This window comes from Rhizobium pisi, from assembly GCF_003938655.1.
Classification (GTDB): domain Bacteria; phylum Pseudomonadota; class Alphaproteobacteria; order Rhizobiales; family Rhizobiaceae; genus Rhizobium; species Rhizobium pisi.
Genome location: NZ_RJJT01000012.1, coordinates 164,615 through 190,096, shown reverse-complemented (window position 1 = coordinate 190,096; position 25,482 = coordinate 164,615). Strand labels below are relative to the sequence as shown.

The 25,482-nt window shown below is 59.7% G+C and carries 26 protein-coding genes and 1 pseudogene; 16 read left to right on the top strand and 11 right to left on the bottom strand.

Features of this window, described 5'->3' with window-relative positions:
* Positions 1-103: 103 nt before the first annotated feature.
* The 12 genes and pseudogenes from EFD55_RS34220 to EFD55_RS18665 all read left to right on the top strand — a co-directional run bounded on the left by EFD55_RS34220 (position 104) and on the right by EFD55_RS18665 (position 9,966).
* Positions 104-316, top strand: a complete 213-nt coding sequence (locus EFD55_RS34220; protein ID WP_312860837.1) for an NAD(P)H-binding protein — start codon at positions 104-106, stop codon at positions 314-316.
* Between the two features lie 426 nt (positions 317-742).
* Complete coding sequence (locus EFD55_RS18715) at positions 743-1,570, top strand: universal stress protein (RefSeq protein WP_125846586.1); 828 nt, start codon at positions 743-745, stop codon at positions 1,568-1,570.
* A 215-nt stretch (positions 1,571-1,785) separates the two neighbouring features.
* Positions 1,786-1,872: pseudogene (locus EFD55_RS18710) on the top strand (DUF1419 domain-containing protein); the annotation flags it as partial.
* A gap of 544 nt (positions 1,873-2,416) precedes the next feature.
* Positions 2,417-3,310: a DUF3991 and toprim domain-containing protein gene (locus EFD55_RS18705; RefSeq protein ID WP_125846528.1), complete on the top strand. Its 894-nt coding sequence runs from the start codon at positions 2,417-2,419 to the stop codon at positions 3,308-3,310.
* Positions 3,311-4,177: 867 nt separating this feature from the next.
* Entirely contained in the window at positions 4,178-4,588 is a 411-nt protein-coding gene (locus tag EFD55_RS18700) for a hypothetical protein (protein WP_125846527.1), read from the top strand.
* 123 nt (positions 4,589-4,711) lie between these two features.
* Positions 4,712-5,323 carry a hypothetical protein gene (locus EFD55_RS18695; RefSeq protein WP_125846526.1) on the top strand — a complete coding sequence of 204 codons (612 nt, stop codon included), beginning with the start codon at positions 4,712-4,714 and terminating at the stop codon, positions 5,321-5,323.
* A 32-nt stretch (positions 5,324-5,355) separates the two neighbouring features.
* Complete coding sequence (locus tag EFD55_RS18690; protein ID WP_125846525.1) at positions 5,356-5,937, top strand: hypothetical protein; 582 nt, start codon at positions 5,356-5,358, stop codon at positions 5,935-5,937.
* 712 nt (positions 5,938-6,649) lie between these two features.
* On the top strand, positions 6,650-7,234 hold the full coding sequence (locus EFD55_RS18685; protein ID WP_125846524.1) for a hypothetical protein: 585 nt from the start codon (positions 6,650-6,652) through the stop codon (positions 7,232-7,234).
* Between the two features lie 294 nt (positions 7,235-7,528).
* A complete protein-coding gene (locus EFD55_RS18680) occupies positions 7,529-8,452 on the top strand; it encodes an ArdC family protein (protein ID WP_125846523.1) in 924 nt (307 codons plus the stop codon).
* 78 nt (positions 8,453-8,530) lie between these two features.
* A complete protein-coding gene (locus EFD55_RS18675) occupies positions 8,531-8,776 on the top strand; it encodes a type II toxin-antitoxin system prevent-host-death family antitoxin (protein WP_125846522.1) in 246 nt (81 codons plus the stop codon).
* Complete coding sequence (locus EFD55_RS18670) at positions 8,739-9,104, top strand: hypothetical protein (RefSeq protein WP_245438497.1); 366 nt, start codon at positions 8,739-8,741, stop codon at positions 9,102-9,104. The genes EFD55_RS18675 and EFD55_RS18670 overlap by 38 nt, the downstream gene beginning before the upstream one ends.
* A gap of 550 nt (positions 9,105-9,654) precedes the next feature.
* Positions 9,655-9,966: a DUF736 domain-containing protein gene (locus tag EFD55_RS18665; RefSeq protein ID WP_125846521.1), complete on the top strand. Its 312-nt coding sequence runs from the start codon at positions 9,655-9,657 to the stop codon at positions 9,964-9,966.
* 44 nt (positions 9,967-10,010) lie between these two features.
* Here the strand turns inward: EFD55_RS18665 and EFD55_RS18660 are convergent, their stop codons facing one another.
* Positions 10,011-10,289: an HU family DNA-binding protein gene (locus EFD55_RS18660; protein ID WP_125846520.1), complete on the bottom strand. Its 279-nt coding sequence runs from the start codon at positions 10,287-10,289 to the stop codon at positions 10,011-10,013.
* 415 nt (positions 10,290-10,704) lie between these two features.
* Between EFD55_RS18660 and EFD55_RS33220 the strand changes: the two genes are divergently transcribed.
* On the top strand, positions 10,705-10,872 hold the full coding sequence (locus tag EFD55_RS33220) for a hypothetical protein (protein WP_165504836.1): 168 nt from the start codon (positions 10,705-10,707) through the stop codon (positions 10,870-10,872).
* Between the two features lie 49 nt (positions 10,873-10,921).
* Here EFD55_RS33220 and EFD55_RS18655 read toward each other — a convergent pair whose 3' ends face one another.
* From EFD55_RS18655 to EFD55_RS18640, 4 genes are all read right to left on the bottom strand, one after another.
* Positions 10,922-11,446, bottom strand: a complete 525-nt coding sequence (locus EFD55_RS18655; RefSeq protein ID WP_245438496.1) for a WGR domain-containing protein — start codon at positions 11,444-11,446, stop codon at positions 10,922-10,924.
* Positions 11,447-11,653: 207 nt separating this feature from the next.
* Entirely contained in the window at positions 11,654-12,907 is a 1,254-nt protein-coding gene (locus EFD55_RS18650) for a DUF1173 domain-containing protein (protein WP_125846519.1), read from the bottom strand.
* A gap of 4 nt (positions 12,908-12,911) precedes the next feature.
* Complete coding sequence (locus EFD55_RS33810; RefSeq protein ID WP_210276263.1) at positions 12,912-13,304, bottom strand: hypothetical protein; 393 nt, start codon at positions 13,302-13,304, stop codon at positions 12,912-12,914.
* A complete protein-coding gene (locus EFD55_RS18640; protein ID WP_125846518.1) occupies positions 13,301-14,011 on the bottom strand; it encodes a ParA family protein in 711 nt (236 codons plus the stop codon). Before EFD55_RS18640 ends, EFD55_RS33810 begins: the two co-directional genes overlap by 4 nt.
* Positions 14,012-14,442: 431 nt before the next feature.
* Between EFD55_RS18640 and EFD55_RS18635 the strand changes: the two genes are divergently transcribed.
* From EFD55_RS18635 to EFD55_RS18625, 3 genes are all read left to right on the top strand, one after another.
* Complete coding sequence (locus EFD55_RS18635) at positions 14,443-14,853, top strand: plasmid mobilization protein (RefSeq protein ID WP_125846517.1); 411 nt, start codon at positions 14,443-14,445, stop codon at positions 14,851-14,853.
* Positions 14,854-15,170: 317 nt separating this feature from the next.
* Complete coding sequence (locus tag EFD55_RS18630; RefSeq protein WP_245438495.1) at positions 15,171-17,240, top strand: conjugal transfer protein TraA; 2,070 nt, start codon at positions 15,171-15,173, stop codon at positions 17,238-17,240.
* A 12-nt stretch (positions 17,241-17,252) separates the two neighbouring features.
* The gene (locus EFD55_RS18625; RefSeq protein WP_125846515.1) at positions 17,253-17,612 is read left to right on the top strand and encodes a hypothetical protein; all 360 of its coding nucleotides are present in this window, start codon (positions 17,253-17,255) and stop codon (positions 17,610-17,612) included.
* A 43-nt stretch (positions 17,613-17,655) separates the two neighbouring features.
* Here the strand turns inward: EFD55_RS18625 and EFD55_RS18620 are convergent, their stop codons facing one another.
* The 6 genes from EFD55_RS18620 to EFD55_RS18595 form a co-directional block, all read right to left on the bottom strand.
* Entirely contained in the window at positions 17,656-19,497 is a 1,842-nt protein-coding gene (locus tag EFD55_RS18620) for a type II toxin-antitoxin system HipA family toxin (protein ID WP_125846514.1), read from the bottom strand.
* 205 nt (positions 19,498-19,702) lie between these two features.
* Positions 19,703-21,745 carry a type IV secretory system conjugative DNA transfer family protein gene (locus EFD55_RS18615; RefSeq protein ID WP_125846513.1) on the bottom strand — a complete coding sequence of 681 codons (2,043 nt, stop codon included), beginning with the start codon at positions 21,743-21,745 and terminating at the stop codon, positions 19,703-19,705.
* On the bottom strand, positions 21,742-22,770 hold the full coding sequence (virB11, locus tag EFD55_RS18610) for a P-type DNA transfer ATPase VirB11 (RefSeq protein ID WP_125846512.1): 1,029 nt from the start codon (positions 22,768-22,770) through the stop codon (positions 21,742-21,744). The genes EFD55_RS18615 and virB11 overlap by 4 nt, the downstream gene beginning before the upstream one ends.
* Positions 22,730-23,980, bottom strand: a complete 1,251-nt coding sequence (gene virB10 / locus EFD55_RS18605; RefSeq protein ID WP_125846511.1) for a type IV secretion system protein VirB10 — start codon at positions 23,978-23,980, stop codon at positions 22,730-22,732. The genes virB11 and virB10 overlap by 41 nt, the downstream gene beginning before the upstream one ends.
* On the bottom strand, positions 23,977-24,753 hold the full coding sequence (locus EFD55_RS18600; protein ID WP_246780307.1) for a TrbG/VirB9 family P-type conjugative transfer protein: 777 nt from the start codon (positions 24,751-24,753) through the stop codon (positions 23,977-23,979). Before EFD55_RS18600 ends, virB10 begins: the two co-directional genes overlap by 4 nt.
* A gap of 35 nt (positions 24,754-24,788) precedes the next feature.
* Positions 24,789-25,481 (bottom strand): VirB8 family type IV secretion system protein, encoded by a 693-nt coding sequence (locus tag EFD55_RS18595; RefSeq protein WP_125846509.1) that lies wholly within the window; start codon positions 25,479-25,481, stop codon positions 24,789-24,791.
* Position 25,482: the final 1 nt, after the last annotated feature.

Below are 25,482 nucleotides of genomic sequence, written 5' to 3'. Positions count from 1 at the left end.
CTTGCCCCGCTTGCGGGGCAAACACGGCAAGAGGCGAAGCGGAAACATTCCCTCGCTGCCATTGCTGCGGCCATACGAGATACCACATTACAATCAGGTTTTGTTGGCATTCCGTCTCTGCTGGCAGCGGTCGAAAGAAGACGCAGGACACGGCGGCTTCCTGTTCGACAATGTGATCTTCCCGCTGATCCTGCGCGATGTCTATGCCGACAAGAACCGGCAGGAGGCAATCATCAAGGGTAGCGATGTCGACTGGACCATCGTCCGTCCGTCGGTTCTTAACAACAAGCCTGGGGTAACACGATCAGGTCTCTGACGAATCTGAGCAACTTTCGCGGTGGCTCGATATCGCGGGTAGACGTGGCAACGTTCATTCTCGATCACCTCAACAGCGATGCGTGGCTGCGCAAGTCGTCGTTGATTCCTTGGTGAGGGAACACTGGGGCCAGCCGCATCGACGTCAGCGGGCTAAGGCGGCGCCTCGTCACCTCGCAAGGGCCAGTCTAGACTAGCAAATGGCGCCTTTGTATAATGGGCCGGTATTCCGCCGTGATGATCGACCTTCACGAGAGCGGTAGCGCAGCAGAACATGGCGAGAAAGTCGTCCATCGATCTCTGTCCCATCGGCATCGGCACTTGATATGAGTTAACTTCACGCGCCGAACAACACAGGTCGGTCAGGATCTTCACAAAAGCGCGAACAGCGGGATTGGCGCGCCGGCTTTCGGGCCAGAGTACCGTGATGTATGAGGTCACCGTCCATGCCGACGTTCTCGCTCTGCTGCCTGATCCGGCAACTGCGCGGATCTGCCTGGACGTCGCCGAAGACGCCGCCCGCGCGGTCTGCGGCACCATGGCCGCCGCCCACGTTGGCGCCGATCCTGTAAGGATGATCGCCGCGCCGGAGGAGATTGACCTGCAGATGCTGCGAGATTTGGACGAAGGCTCGCCAGCGCAGCGATTGGAGCGGGTCACCTCCGCCTTCGAGGACTGGAAGCAGGCCAAGTCCGATAGAGAGCGTCTCCTTCTGGACGACTGCCGCGGCGATCTCAATCGCTGTGTGACCAGCAAATGCCATGAGGCGGCGCTTGTAGTCGCTCCGTGTCACGGCAACATGGATGCCCGCGACGCGTTCCACGATCTTCTGTTCAATGAACACAAGCTCGTCCTGGCGCCGCCGCCCGGTCCCTATCGAGGCAACCTGCTGGGACATGTGGTGATCGGCTGGAAACCGCATGATCATGCGCAGCGCGCGGTCGTCGCCGCCCGGCGCTGGCTGGCCGCGGCCGATCGCGTGACCGTTGTATGCGTCAACGACAAACCGGACGGAAGCTACCAGTTCACTGCGAGGGAGCTCTTTGACCAGCTTGGGCTCAAGAGCGATGTCGTCGCGATCGACTCGGGAAGTCGATCCGTAGCGGAAGCAATCCTCGATTTCGCCAGGTCGGCGAATGCCACCTGCCTACTTATCGGCGCATTCAAGCACGGCTATTTCCTGGAACTGCTTCTCGGTCGTATCACCCGTCATCTGCTGTCGCATGCCGCGCTTCCGTTGATGATGAAGCATTAGGTGCAGCTGAGATCATTTCACGACCAGGACTTGGCAGGCGCCAATTCGACCAGCCTGTCGGGCGGTGTTCGCAAGAGCCAACAGGTTACTGCCGTCATTAGGATGACGTGCCCCAGCAGTGTCAGAAGTTCAGAATCATAGCAATCCGCCGGAGGGGATCGAGGCCTTTCTCGACTCCAGAAGTGAGTATGGCCTGTAGGCGAGACGTGCATTCGCGCGAGTTTCTGACGGGTACGGTGACAGCGGTGTTCTTTGCCCTACGCATCGATAGCTTCATCCGGCATTTCCATGGCTATTGCGATCGCCATTGCAGACATTAGACATAGTTTGCACGGCAAGGTCGGCATCATATTTGCTCGGATTAGCACGACGCCAGTTCGCTTGGCGAGTATCGGTCTTTAGCATCGCTGCGTTCTGCCCTGTGTAAGGCCGTGCTCAGGTCTGAGAGTTACCTGTATCACGCCTTCGCTTCTCTGCTGACGCAAAATCCTTGTCCTTCCTGGGGCACTGTCCTTGGTGTTCTTGAAGTTGGCCTAAATAGGCGGACTTGGCCAGCTACGAACGCAAGGGAGAACACGCTTACGCTACCGATGTCGTTGCGGAGCTTTTCGTATGAGCGTTTACACCCTTACCACCCGTTTCGAACCGGCCGCGCTCTAACCGCAACTGAAATCCGCCAGGTCGCACCGTCGATTTTGCCGCTCGCGCCCCGTCGGCCGCAAGGGAAGCTTCGCCGCGCACATTATCTCATCGCTGCTCATCCTCAAATCGCGCCCTTGCAGTCGCCGGTCTTCGCGGCTGGTGGGGGTTGCCCTGACAATCAGGAGGGCGGAAAGGACATTGGACATGCAAAGAGAAGATATCGAGCGGCTGCGCGAGCAAGTCTCCTGCGCCGTTGCCCTGGAGCAGGCTGGTTTTGCAATCGATCTGAAGGAGAGCACGCGCCGCGCCGTCAAATTCCGACGCCGCGGTGAGATCATCATCGTCACCCACGAGGGGAGGGGTTGGTTTGATCCGCTGTCGGACCGAAAGGGAGACATCTTTGCACTGATTGGCTTGCTTCAGCCCGGAAATTTTCAGGCAACGCTGGCGGCAGTCGAAGCCTTGGCCGGCGTTCAGCCATTGCACCCGACATGGCGGGCGCGCACGTCGCGCAGAATGGCCGCCGACATCTCCACACGATGGGCGGCCCGCCCGCTGTTGTGCCAAGGCGCGCGTGCGCACGACTACCTGTTCCGCATACGCGCCATTCCGCGCCGTGTGCTGCAACACGCGATCGACGGCAGCCTCATCAGGCAGGGACCTTCCGGCAGCGCCTGGTTCGCCCATCAGGACAATGACGGCAGGATCTCCGGCTGGGAGGAGAGGGGACCCGTGTGGCGCGGATTTTCGACCGGGGGCGCCAAGACGCTCTTTCGCTTCGGAAACTCGGTCGGCGGCCGGCTTTGCGTCACCGAAGCCGCCATTGACGCACTTAGCCTATCGGCACTCGAGGGTCGCCGCGACGATACGCTCTATGCCAGTACGGCGGGCGGCTGGTCGCCGGCAACCGAGAGTGCCGTGACGTTGCTCGCCGGTGACCTCGATCTCGTTGTGGCTGCGACCGACAGCAATAGCCAGGGCGAGGCCTATGCCGATAGGTTGCGACAGATCGCGTCGAGCCTGGACTGCGGTTTCCAGCGGCTTCGCCCGAACGCCGGAGACTGGAACGAGGATCTTCAGCAGAGACGGACAAGGTAGAGAGCTGAAGGCTGGCCCGCTGCATGGGAATTCGCCGCGTCAAGGGCAAGGCTTTGCCCGTTGGCGTCGCCTCCTGACCCGGACGTGCCGATGGGGTGATCAAAATGTCTCGAGGCAAGGCTTTCGGGCCAGAACCTCAGGAGAAAGCCATGACTTGTCGTCCCGAAACTCGCAAGATCTTCCAAGGTGTCGCCAGCCGTCACGAACCGCCACAACCAAGCGCGTACGACGAGGTACGCACTTTCGGTCGGCAACGACCGGGGCGGTTGTCAATTTTGAAGGATACCGAGACGCCCAATGGCGCCGTGGCATGCCCTGTCGACCATGGAAGCTGAACGCTGGAGCTACCGCAATCGATTGGAGGATTCCGAACGGCCGCCGGTGTCCTACCGGCCGCACCTTGGAGAGACATTCGCCTTCGCTTGCTCTTAAGCGAAATGAACTCGACGACATCGAACGCGATCTCGTCGCGGCGGAGATGGAGGACGTGGAAAGGGATATACAAGCTGCGATCAAGGCTGGCTGAAGAAATCCGTAGAACCCCCTATATGACATTTCGATGTCATAGTTGCCCGTCACTGCCAATTATCGATGGCATTCTGCATCGTCGCATGGCATGTTCGTGCTTTCCGGCTCCAGAAGAGGCGCCCCCCGCAAGAGTAGAGCGCAGTATTTCCTTGTGCGCCGTACAAACAGACAAACATCAGGTTTCATAGCTTTAGGGTAATCCTTTGACGCGCGATGCAGATCGGTGCCAACGACCCAATGGTCCGCGTACACGCAAACCAAAGCAAAGGCCCGCGCAAGCCCCTGTTGACAGAGTATCTCGCCCGGCCGAAAAGGGTTCGGCTGTAAAGGAGATGATCGATGGCTGAAGAGAATAACGCTGCCCCCGCTGTTGCCGTAGGCGTAGCGGCTCCGGTAGAGACACCCCCTGTGAAGAAGACGCGGGCACCTCGTCAGAAGAAGGCGGTTGCCGCACCGGCTGACGTTCCGTCGCAAGCTGCTGCTGCACCGTCGGATTCCGTAAAGGCTGCAAGCGGCCGTGGCAGGAAGGCCAAAGCGGTCGTTGCAAAGCCCGAAGCTGCAGCAAAGGCTACCAGAGCCAAGCGCAGGCCTAAGGCTGTTCCACAGCCGCAACCAACGCCTGTCGCAGTGCTTGATGAGATTGAAGATCTGATCAAGCTGGAAGAAGAGAACCAGCGTCTTCGCAAGCTACTTGCCGAAAAGCTGCGCAACGAAAACGCCGATCTGCGCAGGCGGCTTGATCGCGTCTGACGCGAACAGTGCTGTCGTTCTGCCTTTTGACAGCGGCAAGCATATCGAACCAAGAAATTTGGCAAGCGGGATCTGCAAGGATCTCGCAGCGCCGTTGCGCATTCAGTCAGGGGGTAAAGCACTATGAAGTCACCATGGCGATTTCTCGCGGACCTGACGTCGCGCCGTAAAACGCAATCGTCGCCGTTGGTTCCCCCGGCTTCAGACAAACCGGCTGAGGATCAGGCAGGCGATCAGGACGGGGCGCAGGCGCTTTCTGCAACGAAAGCTGCGTCGACTGATCATTCGCTCGGAACGACAGACGTCGCCGCCGCTTCGCCGGTTACGTCATCATCGGTGGTCAGGCCCACAGTCGAACCGAGCGAAGTCGCCTCCCATTTGCCGTCGGAACGAGCGGTTGACATAGTAGAACCTGAAGTCGCAATCGAGCGTCCAGATCCAGATGTCGTGGCAATAGCACCGGCAAGCCCTGGCGATATGGAAGCCCTGTCGACCTCTAGCAAAAATCGGTCGAAGCGTATAAAGCCCGGTTCGGTTCAAGTCGTGACGCAGTCTCCGTTCAAGTCGAACGACGACCCACAACCTGCATCTCTTCCGGTGCAGCCTCTGACATTTCTTCAGGAGGTGGCCGCCCTCGACGAAGACATCGCGGCGCTGAAGGCTACCTTGGCGCTGAAGCTGAAACTGCAGAACGCTCAATTGAAAAAGATGCTCGAGCGCTTTGATATTCGTTAGCCTGCCGGTCAGGCTGTTATGATTGGAATGACATGAAGACTCCGCAGAGAAATTTCGTTGTCGAGATCAAGTCGAAGGGCCGCCGATCGGCAGTCAGGCAGGGATCCATCTGGGGCAGTACAGATCTGAAGGCATTTGCCCGTCAGGCAGCCAGCGTGGCGCCGCAGCTGTTTGAGGACGGGCAGAAAGCTGACGTGACGGTCGAAGACATTGTCGTCGCGCCTGCCGTAGAAAACGCGCCTGTTGCAGGGCCGATCCTCGCCCCGGTGGCTGAGACTTCTGATGCCATCGCTGCGATCGCCGTTGCTACCGTGGAAAAGCGCTCAGAACCTCAAGAACTGGCCGTTGTCGAAGTTGTTGCAAAAGCCGCCGTCGCGACAAGACAGCCCCGTCGATCGGGGATCACGGGCCGTCAGTCGCCAACTAGGCCTAAAGACGGCGATAAGGTCGGTACCTCAGTAACTTCCCACTTGGCGTCTCTCAGCGAAGCTTCAATTGATGAATTGTCTGCTCTCGAAGCCGAAAATCGCCGATTGAAGACGCTTTTGGCTGATCGCCTTCGCCAACAGAATCTGCGGCTTCGAATGATGTTGCACCGCTTCGGTGCTGCTTGAACCCGACCGCCTATCCTCGTGTTGACTCCATCGTGACTAGCTCCTTGTTTGGAAACTCTTTCGATAGTGCGATAACCTGATTGCTTCGCCGCACCGCGCTCCTGAGTGGTGGCCGCGTGAGCGCCACGTTCAACGATCCCCTTCATGGCGGCAGGCGGCGCGTCGTTGATGCGCTCCTGCCAGCCCGGGCCATCGGCCTGCGCCGCGGTCTCTTGGCCACGCGGCGCTAAATGCAGGATAATGGAGTTGCAGACCGCAACTGTCGAAGCGCTGCGGGGAGCTTTCCCAACATGAAGTGCGGGGACTGGAGTTGCCAAGCGGATTTACCTCCGAGTTCGGCGCAGTCTGAAAGGAGCTTGGCGGAACCGCGGCAAGCCGATGATGTGCCAGCGTTGGCCGAGTACGCACGTCGAGCGGTTCATCCGGCGCTGCCCTCGGTTCTGCTGCGGTCTGAACCGGACTGCAGCCCGGTCAAAGGCCGCGGTCCGCGCCGCGGGGCGGCAGGCTCGACGCTTGCTTCGCAAGGCGTTGCCGCGTTCACTGCAGACCGCAAGCGCCCCGCATTGTCCGCAACCCCACCTTTCTCGCCTCGCATCGTCCTGACCTTGGGCCAGGCCGCTTCGCCGGTTCGTGTCGACCGCACCCGAGAGACAGTGCCGGAAAACGGCAGGCCCCGGGCTTTGCTCAACCAACACGGACAAGGACATTCATCATGACATCGCTCAACCGTTCCGCACCGAAAGCCCGCCCAGCCGCCCAGCGCGCCACCACCCTCGAGATGGTCCGCCACACCTGCCCGGACAGCGCGCAGGCACAACGCATCTCCGAAAGCTTCGGCCTGGCCGTCGTCGATAGCGACGGTATCCGCGAACTCCACCGTGCCCAGCTCATCGAAAGTGCCGTGGCACTGAAAGACGGTCTCGCCGAAAGGGCCATGCAGATCCACATGCAGCGCATCGTCGGCTCCTTCGTCGGCTCCGCCTACGGCGCCGGCCAGTTCTACAGCCGCTCGGTCACGGAAGCCCGTGATCTCACCACCAAGCTTTCCAACGACTATCGCGACGAGGATATTGAAGGCCCGGTCGGCTTCGACAGCCGCGCCCAGCGCAAGCGCGAATTCGCAGCCGACATGGGCCTGCAGGCCCACGTCCTGCGCATGGCCGCCGAAGGCGCAGTCAGCGCCTATGAAGAGATCACTGGTGAGACCTGGAAGCCATATGAGCGGGCAGGCGCTGCTGCCGCCGCTCCATCGATCGACCAGAAGGCGGCTTCGCTACAGATGTCCGCTTTCGACTGAGGGAAGAGGCGAAAAGCCCTCATCTCCGAACAAGACCGGTGCGCGGCGCGCCCCGGCCTTGTTCCGTGTCGTTTGGCTGACGATGCCCGTCACGGTTCGTCCCGGTTTGCGGTCTAGCCGAGTCCGGAGATGGACGGTCGCAACGGCAAGCCGTCCTCCACTGTCGTTCCGGCCCGCCTGCGATGATCGAACTATCGACGGGATGCCAGCGGGTGCACCGCTTCCGGCCTCCGCTTTCTCGACCGCCGTGACGAACCGCGAAGGGCGCGGTTCGCGGGGTCGAGGGATAAGATCATGAAGAAGTCAGACAAGAACAACGGCGAACGTGCAGACATCTATGCACACATCACCGACAAGATCGTTGCCACGCTCGACGAGGGTGTGCGGCCATGGCTGCAGCCATGGAGCGCGAAGCACCTGAGTGGCCGCGTTTCGCGGCCCTTGCGCCATAACGGCGAGCCCTATTCGGGCATCAACGTGCTACTGCTCTGGTCGGAGTGCATGGCACGCGGCTTTTCGTCATCGACATGGATGACGTTTCGCCAGGCATTGGAACTTGGCGCTCGCGTCCGCAAGGGCGAGACGTGCTCGATGGTCGTTTATGCCAACCGTATCAGCAAGATCGAAACTGACGGCGAGGGGCGGGAGGTCGAACGCGATATTCCCTTCCTCAAGGCCTACACCGTCTTCAATGTCGAGCAGATCGACGGCCTTCCTAAAAGCTATGCAGTTCCGAGTGAGGACGATACCGTGCGGCCCGTTGACAGGATCGCGCACGCCGATGCCTTCTTCGCGGCGACCGGCGCCCTCATCCGTCATGGTGGCGACAAGGCTTTCTACGCGCCGGCGCCGGACTATATCCAGATGCCTCCGATCGAATCGTTCCGGGACGTGGAAAGCTATTATGCAACGCTTGCCCATGAAGAAATTCACTGGGCTGGTGCACCCCATCGCCTCAATCGTGATCTTTCCAGATACACAAAAGACCGGTCGGAGCGGGCCCGCGAAGAACTGATTGCCGAGTTGGGTGCGGCATTCCTTGCGGCCGACCTCGGCATCGTTCCGGAGATGGAGCCGCGCCCGGACCATGCGAGCTATCTCGCGTCATGGCTTTCGGTTTTGGAGAGCGACAAACGGTTTATCGTCCAGGCCGCAGCGCATGCGCAACGGGCCGTCGGTTATCTGCACGCGCTTCAGCCGCACGATGAGGCCGCATAATCCTCCCGCAAGTTGGTCGCTATTCCGGGCCGACTTGCATAAAGATTACGTGTTTTACGCAATTGACTGGAGGTGCCTATGAAGCAGTTTTCTTATTCGGACATGAACCGAGCCTCGGGCGAGATCCTCGAGGCCGCATTGGTCGAACCGGTGACGCTCACCAAGCGAGGCAAGGAGAAGCTCGTCATCTTGACCGCGGAGCAGTATCGAAAGCTGCTCGGCCGTTCCGATACTGCCGCATACAATCTCGACGACGCACCAGACAAAGTCCACGCCGAGTTGATGCATGGCCTCGACGAGTTGCTCGAGGACGGGCAGGTTTGACGCGGGGGACGTCCGTTTCCACTATCTCTGGAAGCGTCAGCAGACGCCGGCGAAGAAACAGGTCGCAAGGCGCGACCGGTCTGTGTCGTCGTCCGTGCCAGGTGTTGTCGTCCTGTTCGCCATAACCTCGCGAACGCCGCAGCACGAGCGCCTGTTTCTGCCGATCAGCCAGATCGAATGCCGGCGCGCCGGTCTCGATTTTCCGTGCTGGATCATTCTCGACGAGTACAACTGGGTCGAACTCGACAAGGCCTTCGATTTCGAGTCCACGGTTCCGCTCGGCAGTTTCAGCCCGGCCTTCCTCAAGAAAATCGCCCGCACCGTTTAGGATGCAGCGGCAAGCCGCAGGGTGGCGGCCGTGAACCGTTCCTAAGCCGGTCGCACCCGCTCGCTTATTGCCGCGCCAATCCAGTGCGAGCCACGGCACTTTCTGACTTCAGTCATCTTCAGTCGGATCTGCGTTGCGATGGGGATTGTTAGCCGGTCTTAACGATGTTCGACGGCGTCTGGTGCGGAGTCTCGCCAGCCGAAAGCGCGATCTGCCTGACGGAGCCAGGCGCCGGATCCTCTCCGCGCAACAGCTCGCCCCCGCGGTCTCGATGGGGCATGTCTGACCGGAAATCGCCTCGCACGCTCGGCTCGATCGTCCTCCCGCAACGGCCGGCTCGTTTTCTTCCCCTGGCGGTGACCACCCCTCACGACAAGTCCTGTGGGGACCCCGGATATGCCGCCATTCCTCGCGAGACAAGAAAGCCTCGGCCAAAGGCCGTTCTTCACTTTGTTACGGCCCCAAGGGGTGCGGTCCGATCGTTCCCGGTCTCATCGACAGCCATCGAGGCTGCGATGGGCGCGGCCCGAGCAACAGAAGGAATACGACTATGGCAACCATCGGCTCTTTCACCGCTTCCGAAAACGGCTTTACCGGCACGATCAAGACCCTCAACCTCAACGTCAAGGCCAAGATCGTCCGCGTCGAGCGCACCTCCGACGATGCTCCCGATTTCAGGGTCCTGGCCGGCAATGTCGAATTTGGCGCTGGCTGGCAGAAGCAGGCTCGCGAGAGTGAGCGCGACTACATCTCGGTCAAGCTCGACGACCCGAGTTTCCCCGCGCCGATCTACGCAACGCTGACCGAAGTTCAGGGGCAGGAAGGATTGCAGCTCATCTGGTCACGCAGCACGCGTCGCTGATAAAGCCGAAAGCCCCGCTCGATCCGAGCGGGGCTTCTGACGTGTTACTTGTTCAGCGCGTCCTTCAGCGCCTTGGCCGGTTGGAAGCTCAGCTTCTTTGCGGCCGCGACCTTGATGGTCGCGCCGGTCGACGGATTGCGAGCCTCTCGCTCCGGTGTTTCCTTCACCTTGAACTTTCCAAAACCTGGTAGGGACGTCTCGTTGCCGGCAATGGCAGCCGCCGTGATCGAAGCGATCACAGCCTCGACGATGGCTTTCCCCTGTCCCTTGGTCAGGCCGTGCTCTCCGGCAATCTTGTCGGCGATTTCGTTGGTCGTGGTCATTTTTTCTCTCCGCATCATGAATGACCCGGAGTCCCTGCCACTAGTGACCGCCGCTGTCATCGGCGCGCTGCGGCAAATTCCCTATTACAACGCGATTGTCCACAAATACCAACGGGTTTGCGACCACCCGCGGCAAGCGACGATAAACCGGAAGCTGGTATCGAGCCCGCGGCGAGATTTTTTGGTGCCATACGGAGAGGAAAAGTCTGCTCAGTCCGCCCGAGGGTGCCATGGCGGCATGAAGGCCTCAAGGACCAGCGGTTCCCCCAATTTTGCCTCCGCTCCGGTGCCCTCCTCTCCGACAAAATCGGCTCCCCCACTCGCCGGCTCCGCCGGTCGCCATCGCGATCCTTGACCCCTCCATCCCGCCATGACCGGAGCGCTCGTCTTTCACAAACGTCAAGGAGACGGCGACATGACGAACGAACTGGATTGGACCATCGTAGAACTCAAGGCCGAGCTGCGGAACGCACACCCCGACGAGCGCCGGCAGATCGCGGCGGAACTCGAACTCGCGCTGGCCGAACGAGAGGTCTTCGTGGCGGAGCAGGAAGGCCGCATCAGCGCCGAGCCTCCCTTTTGAGGGAGGCTTTTGCCATGTTGCCAAGCCTAACCGTCGGATCGACCGACGGTCAGGCTTGAAGCTTCGCTTCGCCGTCAATGATCGGGTGAAGTCGTGGCGGCGGGTTGTCCGAAAAAGCTCGGTGCCGGGCGGGGAGGGGACCTTGCTGGAAATGGGGCCTTGGTCTGTATCCGCGCGAGCGCTTCTTTCTCAGAAGCTCGAGGAAGAGTTCGACTGCATCCTCCTCCCGCGTGAAATGATGCATCATCCTCTGACCACCGGCGCCAATGCGCCCCCACCTGCGGATGAGGCACGCTTCACCGAACAGGGTCGGCTCTATCGACATGGCATAGTAGCGGGCCATGTTTTTCGTGGCGTCGACGCGTTCGACATATAGCTCGTAGGGTTGCGCAATCATGGTGGCATGATCGTCGAGAGCGGGCTCGGCGTCCAACGAGAGATTTGAATCGATCGACCTTGATTGATTCATGACGATGATGGGTTGTCGGATGGGCAGGATGATCCGGGCGAGACGCCTGGGGCGGACGGTGCTATTCGCTGCCGCTCTTGGAGCCCGCAAGCGGTCGCCGCCCATTCGAGTGACGCCGCCCCTCACGCAGTTGCCGCATCGTCAGCGCGATCGCCGGAGTTCTTTGTGCAGCGTCAGCGAGCTGCGCGATGCGATCGTGATCCGACCGAGCGCTGTGGATTTGAGCCCGGCTCCGTGTAGAGGGCACAAGGTGGGGTCGCGGGCGGAACATGCCACTCGCCACAATGCAGACCAGCCAGCCGGCGGTAACATTCAATTCGGGTCCCAAGGGGGTGGCGGTATGTCTCCGTCCGCGACCCGCCAGATCCATGCAGACATGTCCGGTCGTGCGTCGACCATCTCGCGGAGCGATGCCTCAAACCGATCATCGGCATTGGGCGGCACAATATAAAGGGCCGTGGGTTTAGGGCGAGCCTCCGGCAGAATCGCATTGGCGAGTGGCTGGCTGGTGGCGAGGTTGAAACGCAATCCTTTTACCGTCTTGCCCCGCAATCGTACGAGCTTTTCGAGAAGCCGCTCTTCATGCGCATTCTCCACCGGCAACCACTGCTCGGTGACGGTCATCAGAGCGATCTCATTGATCGTCACAAGGCCGGCCGAGCCAGCTTCGATCGTCGCGATTGCGATCAGATGGTGGCGGTCATCGCTTTTCCAGAGTGCCAATTCTGCCTCGAACCGCCGCTGCAGCCTCCTCCACACCGTCTCTTCTAGATGCAGGCGAAAACCCGGCATGTGCTTGACGACAACCTGCTGCCCGCTTCTCGCGGCTGCGAACTCCTTAATCTCACCGACCAGCAGCATCAGTTTTTTCGGCCCGGTCCCTGACCTTGCCAATGCCGCCATCGCCTGGCTGCGTCGCTGCTCTATCGCAGCCTTGTCGTCGGTTCGAAATGGCTCCGGCACGAACAGGCGTTCTGCAAGCGGCTCTCCCCGCACCGACATGGTACGAGCAGCTTCGATGAGATGATGATAGATTTGCCACCAATGGCGCTTGCCCGACCAATAGGACGTCCATTCGGTGAGGCCGCTTTCATGCCAGAGGAGATGGAGAAGTGCGCGCAGCGAAAGTCGTTTGCTGTCGCTCTTGACGCTGTCTGATTGCGATGAATCAGTGTTCTCTGGTCCCGACGCCCCGCGCTTCGACAATGGAAAATCCAGCTTCAGTGCCGCAAACCCTGCGACCGCATCCAGCTTGATCGCTGTCCCCATCAATGCCCCGAGTCCGGATAGCTCGTAAGGCGGTTCATAGGATGGGCAAGTCGCATGGTGATCCCCGCCGGAGAGCGGCATACGCTTGACGACCAACTGCCCACCAATCTGCGCGATATACATGGGCATGCCTGGCTCCCGGCAGAGGCAAAGCGGCCGGACCTTCAGCCGATAGGCCTCTGCGAGCGCTTCCGCGTAGCTTTCCTCTTCGCCATCGAATATCCGGTCGACGATTCGCAGCCGCCGAGTCTCTCTTGCCGACTGTGAAATTCTTACCTCGGGCGTTCGCCAATCCATGGCATCAGTACCCGTTTTCCTTCAGATAAAAATCGATCGCCGCCTGCATGATCACTGTCATCTTGACATCGTTCTCATGCGCCGCCCTTTTCAGGCGCGCCTTCGTCTCGTAGTCCAGCGCAACATTGACATAGAACTTCGCGTCGCGCTCTTTGGCGCGCTTCAGGTTTTTGAGTGCGTGACGCGCTCGTTCCCCCGCGATAGCGCTTGTGGTCGCCTTCTGCCGGCGCGCACTTTCCGAGAGATTGGGCAGGATAGGGGCTGCGACCGGCCGCGCCGGTTCGTCTTTTGCGTGACGTTCGATCGATCCCGCATTTCCACCATCAGCATTGAGATCGGCTTTGGCCGCCTTCGATGCGATGATGAAGTCGTCAAGGCCTAGGCTCGGCTTGTTCATGCGGCAATGCCCTTGAGATGGATTGATCGTTTGCTCTCGATTTCCGTGACGAGCGCCTGAACTTCGGCGCGGGCTTTTCGGACGCTGTCGGTCAATTCCTGCATTTGCAAAGTCCCTAGGCCGTTTTGAATTTCGCGATAGATATTGCGCTCGAACAATTCTGTATCGAGCAGGCTTGTGCGATAGGCGGCGTCCTGCAAACCAGCGACGAATGGTCGAATATAGCGATAGGCTTCGAGGTTACGGGCCGGGACGGTCACGCGCGTCTTCACATTCAGGTGCTGAATTCTGGACCCTGCTTCGTCGTTTATCTCGTTGACCAAGGCGACCGCCTGCCCAGCCGCCTCGATCTCCTTGATCGCCGGCTGGATAGGAGAAATCACCAGTTCCGACGCGCGAATGATGCTCGTCTGAAAGGAGCTATCGACGCCGGGGGCGTCGATGACGATGAGGTCGAAGGAAGCTGCAAACCGATCGATCGCTGTTTCGAGCGATCGTGATGTCGAAGCCGTTTTGACTTCGATGTTCTCGGGCACATTTTGCTTGTTGTGGCACAATCGCCACCAGCCCGATAGGTTCTGCCTGCTGTCGGCGTCGATCAGAAGCACCCGCTCGTTTCTAAGTGCATACTCCCCCGCCGCGAGCGTTACGAGCGTGGTCTTGCCCGCGCCACCCTTATTACTCACTGCGGCATAGACTCGGCTCATCTTGATCGATCCTCTGACGGCTGGCGTACCTCGCTTCACGAATATAACTATATGAGTATAGCAATCGTCAACTCAAATGCGGGACTTCAGACATATTCTATGGGCGATGGTCTCTAGAATTTGATCGCAAGGCACCAACGCACGCTGTGTTCGCTCGATGTGCCGATGCAGACTCACCATATTGAAATATAGCGCAAATATCCCGTGTGAATAAATGGTGTGAACACACGTTCATCAGCTTAGCTCACCGCCGATCGCTCTTGGGTTGGCTGATCACCGCGCCCCTAGCAGTTTCGCTTCTTGGGTTGAAATTTGTTACTAAAATAGTATATCTGTTTTTGGCAGGATACGCAAATTTGTGATACAAATTTGTTGACGATCGACGGACGAGCCGTCGATGGCGCCTGCGGCGATGTTTCAGAGAGGCGGAAATGGCGGCGAGCCATCGCAGCGCGATCGAACGGGGAGCGACGAACGAGCGAAGGGACCGGGTCGTGCACGCGCGTTTCAGCGCATCCGAAATCGCCGCGATCACGCGCGTTTCTGAGGAGGCCGGACTGACCATCTCGGCCTTCATGCGGTCGTTGACGCTGGAAGGGGCAGGGGTGCGACCCTTCTTTACCGATGACGACCGGGCGGTTCTGGATCTGCTTTTGTCGGACATGCGGGCAATCGGCGTGAACCTCAATCAGCTGGCGCGCGTCGCAAACACCGGCGGCCGTATTCAAGCCGACCAGATCTCAGCCCAGACGGCGGATATTCAGAAGATCGTAGCGGTCGTGATGATCGAACTCAGGAGCTTCGCGGCACGCGGTGCCCAGCGCCGGCGAGGCGCGGCCTGATGGAATTCTTTCTAGGCGCTTTCGAAAATGAATGGGAGCGGCGCAAGGCCGCCTTGCTGCACGAACGATCGCTGGGCCGGGGCAAATATTTGGAGGACGAGGAGCGCCGCCGCGGAGTAGTCCCGACCGCATCTCTCATCGGTGGTGGAACACTTGGTCGCGCCAAACTCGGTTGGCGTTCGACCAGATTGCGGCATGGGAAAAGGCGCCGCGCAAGCGAACCTTCCATGCGAGATCGGTTTGCATCGCTGGCATCGGGTGGCCAACCGGCGGTGGTGAAGATGGCGTCTTTCGGTGGCGGAGGACGGCTAGGGGCGGTGATCAACTACATCTCGCGCAACGGCGACGTCGTCGTCGAAAACGAACGCGGCGAACAATTGCGCGGACGCGACGAACTTTCCACGGTCCGAAATGAGTGGGGCCATCTGATGAAAAACCGCGCCGAGAGCCGCGACATCGGGACCTTCGTGGTTGAGGTGAAGGAGCGGTTCGATCCTGCATCCGATCTCCACGAGAAGGCGCGGGCGGTCCTTAAACGTGGACTCGGCGACCGGATGTTCGCCTTTGCCGTATTGACTCGCGACGATGGCAAGGGCTTCTCCATCGACGGCGTCGCCGTGCTGCGGGACGGCGCGGCCGAGCGCCTCACGGGCGATGCGAAGGCGTCGCGGATCGTTGAGGGACGTCTGAACGATGAGGGAAGGGAGCAGAGTGAGCCCACATCGTTTCGCTTTACCGGTTACGGCAATGGGACCGACTACGGCACGGCCCGCCTGCGCGACCTTGTCAGCCGACACGATGGTGCGGTTTACGACGAGCAAGGGGGTGCGATCGTGGACGGCAAGCAGGCCGGCGATGTTGTGCAACGGAAATGGCGCGACGGCCTGCATAGCCGCAAACCACGCGACATCATGCACGTCATTCTGTCGGCGAGGGCGGGTACGCATATCGGGGCCTTCCACTCCGCCGCGCGAGACTTTCTGGCGCAGGAATTTGCCGGTTACCGCTATGTATTTTCCCTACATGATCCGTTGAAGGACCCGAAGCTTGAGGAGGCGGGTGGCAAGCGGCCGCATGTCCACGTCCATGCGATCGTCGCTATGCGTTCGGACGCAGGCCACAGGATCGAAACGACAATCCCGGCGTTTCGCCGCTGGCGCGTGACCATGGCTGACAAGGCACGGGCCTACGGCATCAACATGGAAATGACCGACCGACGTGAGCGGGTGAGTGCTCCGGCTTATACCAAGAACCAGGTGCGTCCGACGAACCGCTATGGGCGAACGGAACATGAGGGAACGAGCGACGCGGCGCAACGAAGATATGATGCCAAGCGCTCGGATGAATATAGCTTTCCGCGGACAGAGCCGAGCCGACGCTATACTGAATTCGCTAAGAATGAGTGGGCGACTTTAGCTGCAGGAAACGACGATGAAAGCGTCGAAAGGTTCGCAAGATCGCATATTATTCGTTTTGAATCAGACACAAAGAGCAACGACCCTCGATCGCCCGAAGTAGCTGGAACGGAAAGTTTGCGCTCGCAATTCATGACGCATCTGGTATCTTTGGAAAAGATCGTTTCGAGGGATGAACCAATGCGTCAAATGAGCCGATCCGAGTTCGAGGCCTACGAAAAGCACGTCGAAACCGCCTTGTTTCAGGCGGAACGCGTTATGCCGGCAGCCGAGCGCGCGACTTTCGACGATATTGCTTCGGCAGCCCGCGAACACGTGAACGTGCGACGCGAGTTGATGGAACTGCACGAACAAAGTGGTGAGCGGCCCGTCGGCGATGGGTTGAAAGAGGGAGAACGAGACGACGCCAACGCGCGCTGGGACGAAGCCGTCGCCCGCCATGGCCGCAGGACCGTCGAAGAGGCAAACGAGGTCATGCTCGAGGTGGAACATTTCCGCGAAGCGATCGAGTTGGCGGATGCGGCGGAAATCAATGCCAACAAAGTGTCGTTGCAGGCCAACTTGAACCTTGAGATGGCGCGCGCCGGTGAGCTCGGTGCCGCCGGTAATAGCTTGATCCGCGAAATCGCGGAGATGGATCACGACCTCAGGATTGCGATCGAAGCGGCGGAGCGGTTACGGGAGCGCGGCAGCAAAATGACATCGGAGAGGGAGGGCACTTTCGTTATCCAGGCTGTGCCCGCCGAGAAGGAGCGAGGCGATCAGGACGGTGAGCCAAGCCGTGTTCGGACCGAGGGAGAAGAGAGAAGGCCAACTACCGATGGGACGCAGCCGAGCCTGGAACGCATAAGTTCCGGAGCAGGCGACACGACGCGCGCCGATCCGGCCCAGCAACGCATGCCGAGGCTGGAGGAACCCCAGCGCGAAACCGGCGAACGTCGAGATCGCGAACGCGACGACCGCGAGCGATAAGGAGGTCGATTTATGCGAAACGAACGACCCATCATCATCAATCCGGAGGGCTCAAGAGAGGCCGAAGAAGGCCTCGCGAAGGTCTTCGGCATCATTTTCTGGGCGGTGATGGCAATTGGCATTGTTGATCACACCCTGACGGTCGCCTGGAAATGGGGGCTGTCAACCGTGGCGGCGCTGCGGGAAGATATTCGCAAGGGTGTCGAGGGTGATGAGGGTCTCCCTGCGGCAACGGTGCCTGATCGCCTCGATGGGAAATACCGCAGTAATGAATGTCGTGCTCGCTCCTGCCGAAGCGCAGGGTATTTAAGATCGGTGACTGCATCTACGCGGACAGTCCCGCGGCATAAGTCCGGTTCGTTGCAGCGCTGAGAAACCGCTGTGGCCGCATCGTAGACGTGCCGGAACATAGGGGCTACTCAAAAGTGGTCAGGCGCTCGCGGACAATCTCCCGCATCTGCGCCGCGCGTTCAGCGCCCGCTGAGCCGTCTGTCAGCGGGTACGGCAGAGTTAGATTAGCTAGACCGCGCTCAAGCGCCGCTACGAGTTCATCCATGGCGCCATCCGCGGCCGCGGCCGGAATACCCGCCGTGGCAGCAAAACGCTTGAAATCCGCTCTCTTCAACTGTTCGTCCTTGCCGCTGATTTTGAGCGCCATGCGGTCACTCTGCAGGTTTGAAAACACCCGCGTCGTCACTGCATCGTAGAGCGGCGCCATCCGGACGGAGCTAAAATCTCTCCGCCGTGGCTCCGCGATTTTGAGGACGGCCATGTTCTTCAGGTGCATATCGCCATCGGCGATGAACCAGGCAAACAGTGCCCGCCGCAAGATCAATAGCAGGTCAGCATCCGGGTCAGTAGAAAGCGGGCGTAGGGCGGCCGCGATCCGCTCCATGGTGCCTGTATATTTATCTTCCGCACGGACGCCCAGAACGGATGTCATGTCCTCAAGCGCCAGACGGCGCATGTCATCCAGGCTGGTACGGATATCGAACCGCTCAACCGCGAGCGCATGCGGCATGCCGTCTGGCATAGCGACGAGCGCGGTGGCGGGCACGACGAATCCTGCCGCCCGGCCAAGCTCCATAGATTGCCATTCGATCGCGGGCAGCGCCTCGAAACCCGACATTCCGGCCGGTTTTAGAATATGCGTGAACGGCCTGTTCGTACTGGGGATGAGGGTGCCGTCCGCATCGAGGAACATCGGCGCCTTAATTTGCACGCCAGAGAGGCGCGGTGTCGCGCCCGTCGCGAAGATCTTTGCAAGGTTCTGGTCAAACGTATCCTGGATATTGCCACGGCCCGGGCCGGCATAGGTCCCTGTGAACAGGTGTTCTGCCGTGAAACTATTCAGCCTCGTCAGCAGAATATCAGCTGGAAAGTCCGCCAGCTCGCTTCGCCGCTTTACAATAGTGATGTTCGACATATAGCGCTTGCCGGTCCGCAGCTCGGCGCGCTCGTCCGGGTTGTTTAGCACCCGGTTCAGCCAGCCTTCAGGCAACAATGATTCAATGAAAGGGGGCAACCGGCCGGGCGTAGTCTGGCGCACGAGCGGCGGACCGTCGGGGGCGGACGCCTGCCATCGCCATTCGAATCCATCATGCGCCAGGTTGCCGATCGGCGCCCCATGCCATGCCACGATCAGATCGAGCGCGGCTTTGTTGGTGACGGCGACAGCGGCCGCCGGATTCCGTTTGAGGAAGCGTTCGGCGGCACTCCCTTCATCAAGCCAGTCATTGTCGCGGGCAAGCTTGAACACCGCATCGGCGGCGCTTTCCGGAGTTCCGTATTCTCCGATCAAGCGCGCGGCGATTCCTTCTTTCATCGCTTCGTCGAACGAGGCCGCGTGTTCACTACGGATGCGAAAGGCCTCCAGAAAACGCTGGCGCAGCGAAGACACGTCCACACGCAGTTCGCCCATGGCGTCGCCAACCACCGCCTGAGAGACGGAAGGGTGGGCCGGCGCTTTGTTCTGAATGATTTCGAGCGCCCTGATACGCTGCCGCTGCGCGCGGCGGCCGGTCAGGAACAGGCGGCCATCGCGCATCGGACCGAGTAGGACGGCGCTGGCGCCCGACAGGTAGGCGTTCGGATAAAGATACTTTGCGATGCGGACAGCATGAGTCCGCACCGTCTGGTCTATGTCGTCGTCTGCATCTACATAGATACCGCGCATCAACTGCACGAGCTTGCCGGCCTCCGCCTGGCGATGACCACGCATTTTGTCAATGTTTTCGCCGACGAGATGGAGAGGCATAGATGTAACTTTCGCGTATTTCAGATACGGGAAAGTTACATTGATTAGTTTGCAGCAGCAACATAAAACGAAACTATCGCGTATATGAAATACGTGAAAGTTTCGAAAATTGGACATGCTACGCCTATTTGGTCATAATTAGCACCGTCGAGATTGGGTGCACACAGAGCTTTGTCAGTAATGACCGCGCCTTCATAAATATGGCTTATTCCAACCCGATTTCGGCCGGATCAGGAATGGTTTGCGCCAAAATCTCCTGGATGTTCTTCCGCCGTGAAAACGGCATATCCGGCGCAGCGGCAAGCGACGCGGTAATCGCAGTCTTCAAACGAGTCCCTGTCGGCACCAATTTTCGTTCGATTTGGGCCCTCCGATTACCGGCCGGTGCGCTTTCAGAGGAAGTCAGCGTCGATTTTGCCTTCTCAACTGCGTTGGGTCCTGGTCTTCTCCGAATGCTGCGTGCCACCTTCTTCGCGCCTGTCCCAGCGTTTTCAGTGGTCATCTGCATGTCCGGCGGTGCGGGCGCTTCGTCTGTCTCGGGGTCGAGATTTGATGCCTGATTATCACCCGTAGAAAGGACCGGAACTGGGAGTGTGACAACAAACTCCGTTTCCGGAACGTCAACCGGATGTTCCGCCGCATATTTTGCCGCACTCTTGAACGGTTCGCTGAGATGGTAGCGAAGCTTTGTTTGGAAGATCGGACGCTGACCCTCGACCAACAGGATGAAACGATCCTCCGGCATCTGCCTGATCTCCTGCGGCATCATCAGGTCGCGCTCGCGAATTTGCTCAACCCTGGTCCGGCGCGGCAGTCCCATCAGCTCAAGCGTACGCGACTCCGACTGGTAGCGGATGGTTCGCTTGCCGAGTGCCCGTGACGCATAGTCCGCGGTCGCTTGGTCGTTGGCGCCGAGGATGAGCTGCAAGCCGCAATTGCCGAGAAGCGAGTGTCGCGCCGTTTCTCCGTAGATCTCATCGAGGTTTTTGAGGTCCTGAATGACGAAGGCCATCTTGATATTGTAGCCGGCCACATAGGGCAGCTTGTTCATGATCTCGTCCATCTTCTTCAGCTGGCGGAATTCGTCGAGCAGGAAATAGACCGGGAGAGCATTTTCGTTATGCTCACGTGTCAGCAGATCCATTGTCTGCTGCACGAAGAGCGTCAGCAAGGGCCTCAGGATCGTCATGTCAGTGATATTCGGCGCCAGATAAATAGTGACCGGCCGACGTTGAAGCGATGCCAGATCGATGTCGGTCACGTTGGTGGCGGCAATGACGCGCTCATTGCGGAAAGGCGCCAGCGCTTTCTGAATATCGAGAAGGGCAGAGCGCGCTGCTCTTTCGTTAAGAGCAATATAGGCGTTGAAACTCTCGGACGTGAACCGGGAGAGGTCGGGCTCCTTCTCCTTGATCAGCTTCATCAGGACCTGCAGATCGACGCCTGCGTTGAAGAAGCTGTTGACCTCGCCGAGGTCGCGCCGGTTTTTGTATTGCGGGCTTTCGAGCACATAGCTGATGACCCCGGCAATCACCTGCTGGGCGATACCCTGCCAGACGGCGTTCTCCGAACCCGATGTCTCAGGAATGAGAATACTCGCGATGTTCTGCAAGTCGAGCGTGCGGCTGCCGCGATCGGTCCGCACGAAATCCAGCGGGTTCCAGCGGTGCGTTTTCGCCGATCCTGGCGAAAACAAATAGACGCCACTGCCCTTGCTTGCCCGGTATCCGGCGGTGTGTTCGAAGATCTCGCCCTTCAAATCCGTGATGATCAAAGAGCCCCTGTGCATCAGGGCGTTCGGAATGACATAACCGACGCCCTTGCCGGAGCGTGTCGGGCCGATCACCAGATGGTGGCGATCGTCCTTGCGGCGAAGAGTGTTGCGTCCGGCGCGGCCGAAAATATGTCCATCCTTGCGGAACCAGCCGCCGCGCCGGAGCGACGCCGTGTCCTGAAATGCGGCGTCTCCCAGCGGGTTAGCGGGCCGGCGCAGTCCAAATGCAGCCGCAGCAGCTGCGATAGCGATCGCCGGGACCAAGGATCCGATTGCCGCCAGCCGCAACGGCCGACTGTTTGAATAGACCAAGAACTGCTGCAGCGGCGCGAAGGGATTGGTGGTCGTCATCAAATGCAGAATTCGGCCATCCTTCCAGACAAGCTGGAGGATCAGACTGTAGCTCATCATCCAGACGGCTATGGCGATCAGCAGGCAGAACAGCAAATAGATTGCGAAATACGATCGGCTCATGTTGCGCGCCGGGCGTAGTAGATCTCCGATACACCACGCCGGCCACCGTCACGACGCAGCTGGATCACCACCGGTATCACCATCCGGATGTAGGACATCAGGTCCTGCTTTGAATAGCTCGACGACAATCCCGCCTGCATCATCATCATAGCGAGCTGCTCATAGGCGCCCATCGGCGTGTCGGCATGCACGGTGGACATGCTGCCGGGATGGCCGGTATTGATGGCACGCAGGAACGCGAAGGCCTCGGCGCCGCGGATCTCGCCAACGAATAGCCGATCCGGCCGCATTCGTAGCGATGCTTCCAGCAGCGATTGGATCGTCACATGCGCCGTCCCTTGATCGCCACGAGATGCGACGAGATGGACGCTGTTGCGATGCGGCGGAACGAGCTCGCGTGTGTCTTCGAGCGTCAGAATACGTTCATGTGCGTCGATGCTCTTCAGGCAAGCATTGAGAAAGGTCGTCTTGCCGGTTGACGTGCCGCCGCTGATCAAGATCGACACACGTTCACGAACCGCCGTCTCGATGAAGTCATGGATGCGGTCTGCCTCAAGGAGCGCGGCGAGCCTTTGCTCGATCCCGCTCAATCCGCCGACGGTGACCGACACCTTATCGAGCGCACCGGTGTCACGATACTGCGTCAGCGTGAAATCACTGATCACCTGCTTGCGGATCGAGATGGCGCCGCCGTCGGCCGCTGCCGGTGGAAGAATGACCTGAACGCGCTCGCCGCTCGGCAGCGTGGCACTCAGCAGCGGATTGATGCGGCTGATGAACTGGCTGCTGGCGGCTGCCACCCGCTCAGCGATATGTTCGATCTCGGTCGCCGTCAGGGCCGGGATTTCATGAAACGTCATATGCTGTGAGCCGAGACGCTCGACGAACACCTCACCCGGCCGATTGACGGAAACCTCGACGACTTTTGGGTCGGCGAGAAACTCTGCCAGCGGGGACAGTGCCCGCTTCAGGAAATAATGCGGATCATTGTCTGACGCCACGACCCGTGCCAAGCCCTCGCTCATGCTTGATCTCCTTCAAGGCTTCCTCGACCGGATCCGGATACATGGCGGAGAAGTCAAGATCCTGGCGGACATAGACGAAGATGCGCTCACCCTGGTGGATGCTGATCGTCGGGGGAATTTTGAGGTTCTCTTCGAGCGCCTGGTTGGCCATATCGGAGAAGGTTTGGGCAATCGTCTCCCGGGCCAGATCGGCGGCGCGATCGGAATTGGACCCTCCATTGCTGTTGCTTCTGGCGCTGTATTGGCCGCTGCCATAGCCTGTGAGGTAGGACGAGCCGGCGCCGACGATCGAGAGCAGGATGGCCGAGCCGAAACGCTCGCGCCATTTGTTGTCGACGATCCCGGTGAGGCCCGATCGGCCGAGGTTGTCCGTGCCGATGCTGTTCAGCCGAACCGAGACGCCGTCGTCGCGCAGCAACCGGGTCCAGATGACGAAAATGCGCTTCTGTCCCCGGGTGATGTCCGACTGATATTCGCCGATCAGCCGCGTTCCCGTCGGAATGAGGACCCGACGGCCATCAAAGGAATAGACGTCCTGCGAGGTGATGGCGCGAATCTGGCCGGGCAAGTCGCTGTTGATGGCGGTTTCGAGAATGCCGGGGATGAGCGTACCCTCCGGGATCATCGCATCCAGCCGGCCGATCTGGCGTGCCTTGGCCGAGCGGTCATCAATCGCCGAGGCTGTGGCGAGGAACTTGCTGTTGCGGTCCTCGCCCGCCACGGTGGGTGCCCCCTCGGTAGCGCCACCAGCCAGCGATCCGTTGCCGCTGTCGGCTTTGGCCGAGTCGGCCACGATCTGCTTTGAGAGAAATCGCTTCGGGAATTCCTCGGCTGGCGGCTGTTGCTTCTGTTCGCCGGTTTCGACGGTAACGGGCGGCGGCGGCACATCGAATTCCGTCGTATCCGAATGGTCGTCCTTCTTTTCCTCTGGCTCGGGAAGCTGGATGATGTTCTCTGCCGGCTTCTCTTCGGGCTTGCGCTCGTCGCGGAGAAAAGACGGCGGGCGGAAAGTCGTCGTGGAAAATTCCTCGTCACCCTGGAGAACATCCAGCGGACGCTTTTGCGGTGCGAAGACGATCACGTAGGCAAGTGCTGCCCCGCCGAGCAACAGTGCAGCGCCCCCGACGAGCTGCTTGCGTCGGGCGCCCCGATCGCGCACTTCAGTCTCGTCCGCAGCCAACATTGCTTCGAGTTCGGGCGATCGTTTCATCCGTTGCCGCTCTTTCTTCTTAATTTTGCCTTGTCGTCGGGCGCGGGGCCCATGATCGCTGGATCCGGGGCGCCGAAGTCGGGCTTTCTGAGATTGAAGATGCAGGTCCACTCACTGCCGTCCCGCAGCGTGTATTGCGTCGCGGTTCCGTCGACGACGATGTAGTCGCCTTCGCGTCGGAAATTGCGCAGCGTCTCGGTGAAGTCCGCGTTGACAGCAAAGATCGCGGGCACTCGCTGGCTGAATTTGAAGAAGGTCTTCTTGCCATCGTCGAAGACCATGAGCGGCTTCAGCCGGCCATCGCCGGAAAAGGAGTAGTCGATGTTAACGTTGGCCTTGTCGATGCCCGAAATATTCGGGTAGCCGGCGCGGGCCTCCGCCTCCTTTTGAAGCGAGGCGTTCAGGTCCTTGTCGGGGTAGATGAAGCGAATGCCGAAAACCTTTTTGTTGTCCTCGGGCGAGTAGTCGTTGAGCTCGAGATAATAAATGCGCTTCGTCGTCACGACATTCATGTTGGTCGCGACGTTCTTCGCCTTCGGCTTGACGAAGAGGATATTGCCCTTGTCGGTCGGCACCACGTCCCAGCTGTCGGTATCGCCGACGGCGATCGTTTCGAATTTCTCCTCTTCGTCGAAGATAATCATCGTCGAGACGCCGTAGGTAGCAAAGACGCGCACGACATTGTTCGGCTGATAGACGACGCTGGTGACGCGAGCATCGAGACGTCCTGCCAAAGGTGTCTCGGCAGCTCCGGCGCTGTTGGTGCCAATCATAGCTAAGACAGCGATGGCAATGAGAAACGGTTTGATCACTGGCCGCTCCCCGTCACCGTTTCCTGGTCGCGACGATAGTCGTAGACCTGGAAGCCTAGCGGGTTCTCGAACCGCCATTCGTTGGTCGCCGGCGTCTCGGTGTAGCGGTAACGAACCACCGCGATCCAGTGGCTGGTGATGGAATCGGTGTCAGAGAGCTCCGTGGTCGAAAAACGGACGATGCCGGTAGAGTTGTTCGGGAAGGTGACCGAAGCAATTTCCGTGGTGATGCGCTTGTTCTTGCCGTAGAGCTTGGCCGGGTTCTTCGGATTGGTGGCGCTGTAGAGGTCAGCCAACTCGCGGCCCGCATTGCCGGTCGACAGCAGTGCCGCGATCCCGAAATTCTGCTCGATGGCAAAGGGATCGTAGCCCTCGCGAGCCCTGATATACCGGACGATATTGGCCTGAGTGATCGCCTGCTGTTCCGTGAGGTTCGAAGGCCGCGTCAGCCCGCTCTTTACCTCGATATAGCCTGTGCTTTTGTCGACTTCGACGATATAGGGCTCGAAGCTCTTGAGCGGCACCAGCATGACGAGGGCGAGCAGGCTCAGCAGTGTGATGCTTCCGAAGATCGTTGTGACGAACCACGCAATCATGCGCGAGCGCTTCGCCTTTTTGACGATCTCCTGCTCCCAGATATCGCCGCTCTGATAATAGGTCCGCAAATTAATGTCTTTGGAATTGGCCATG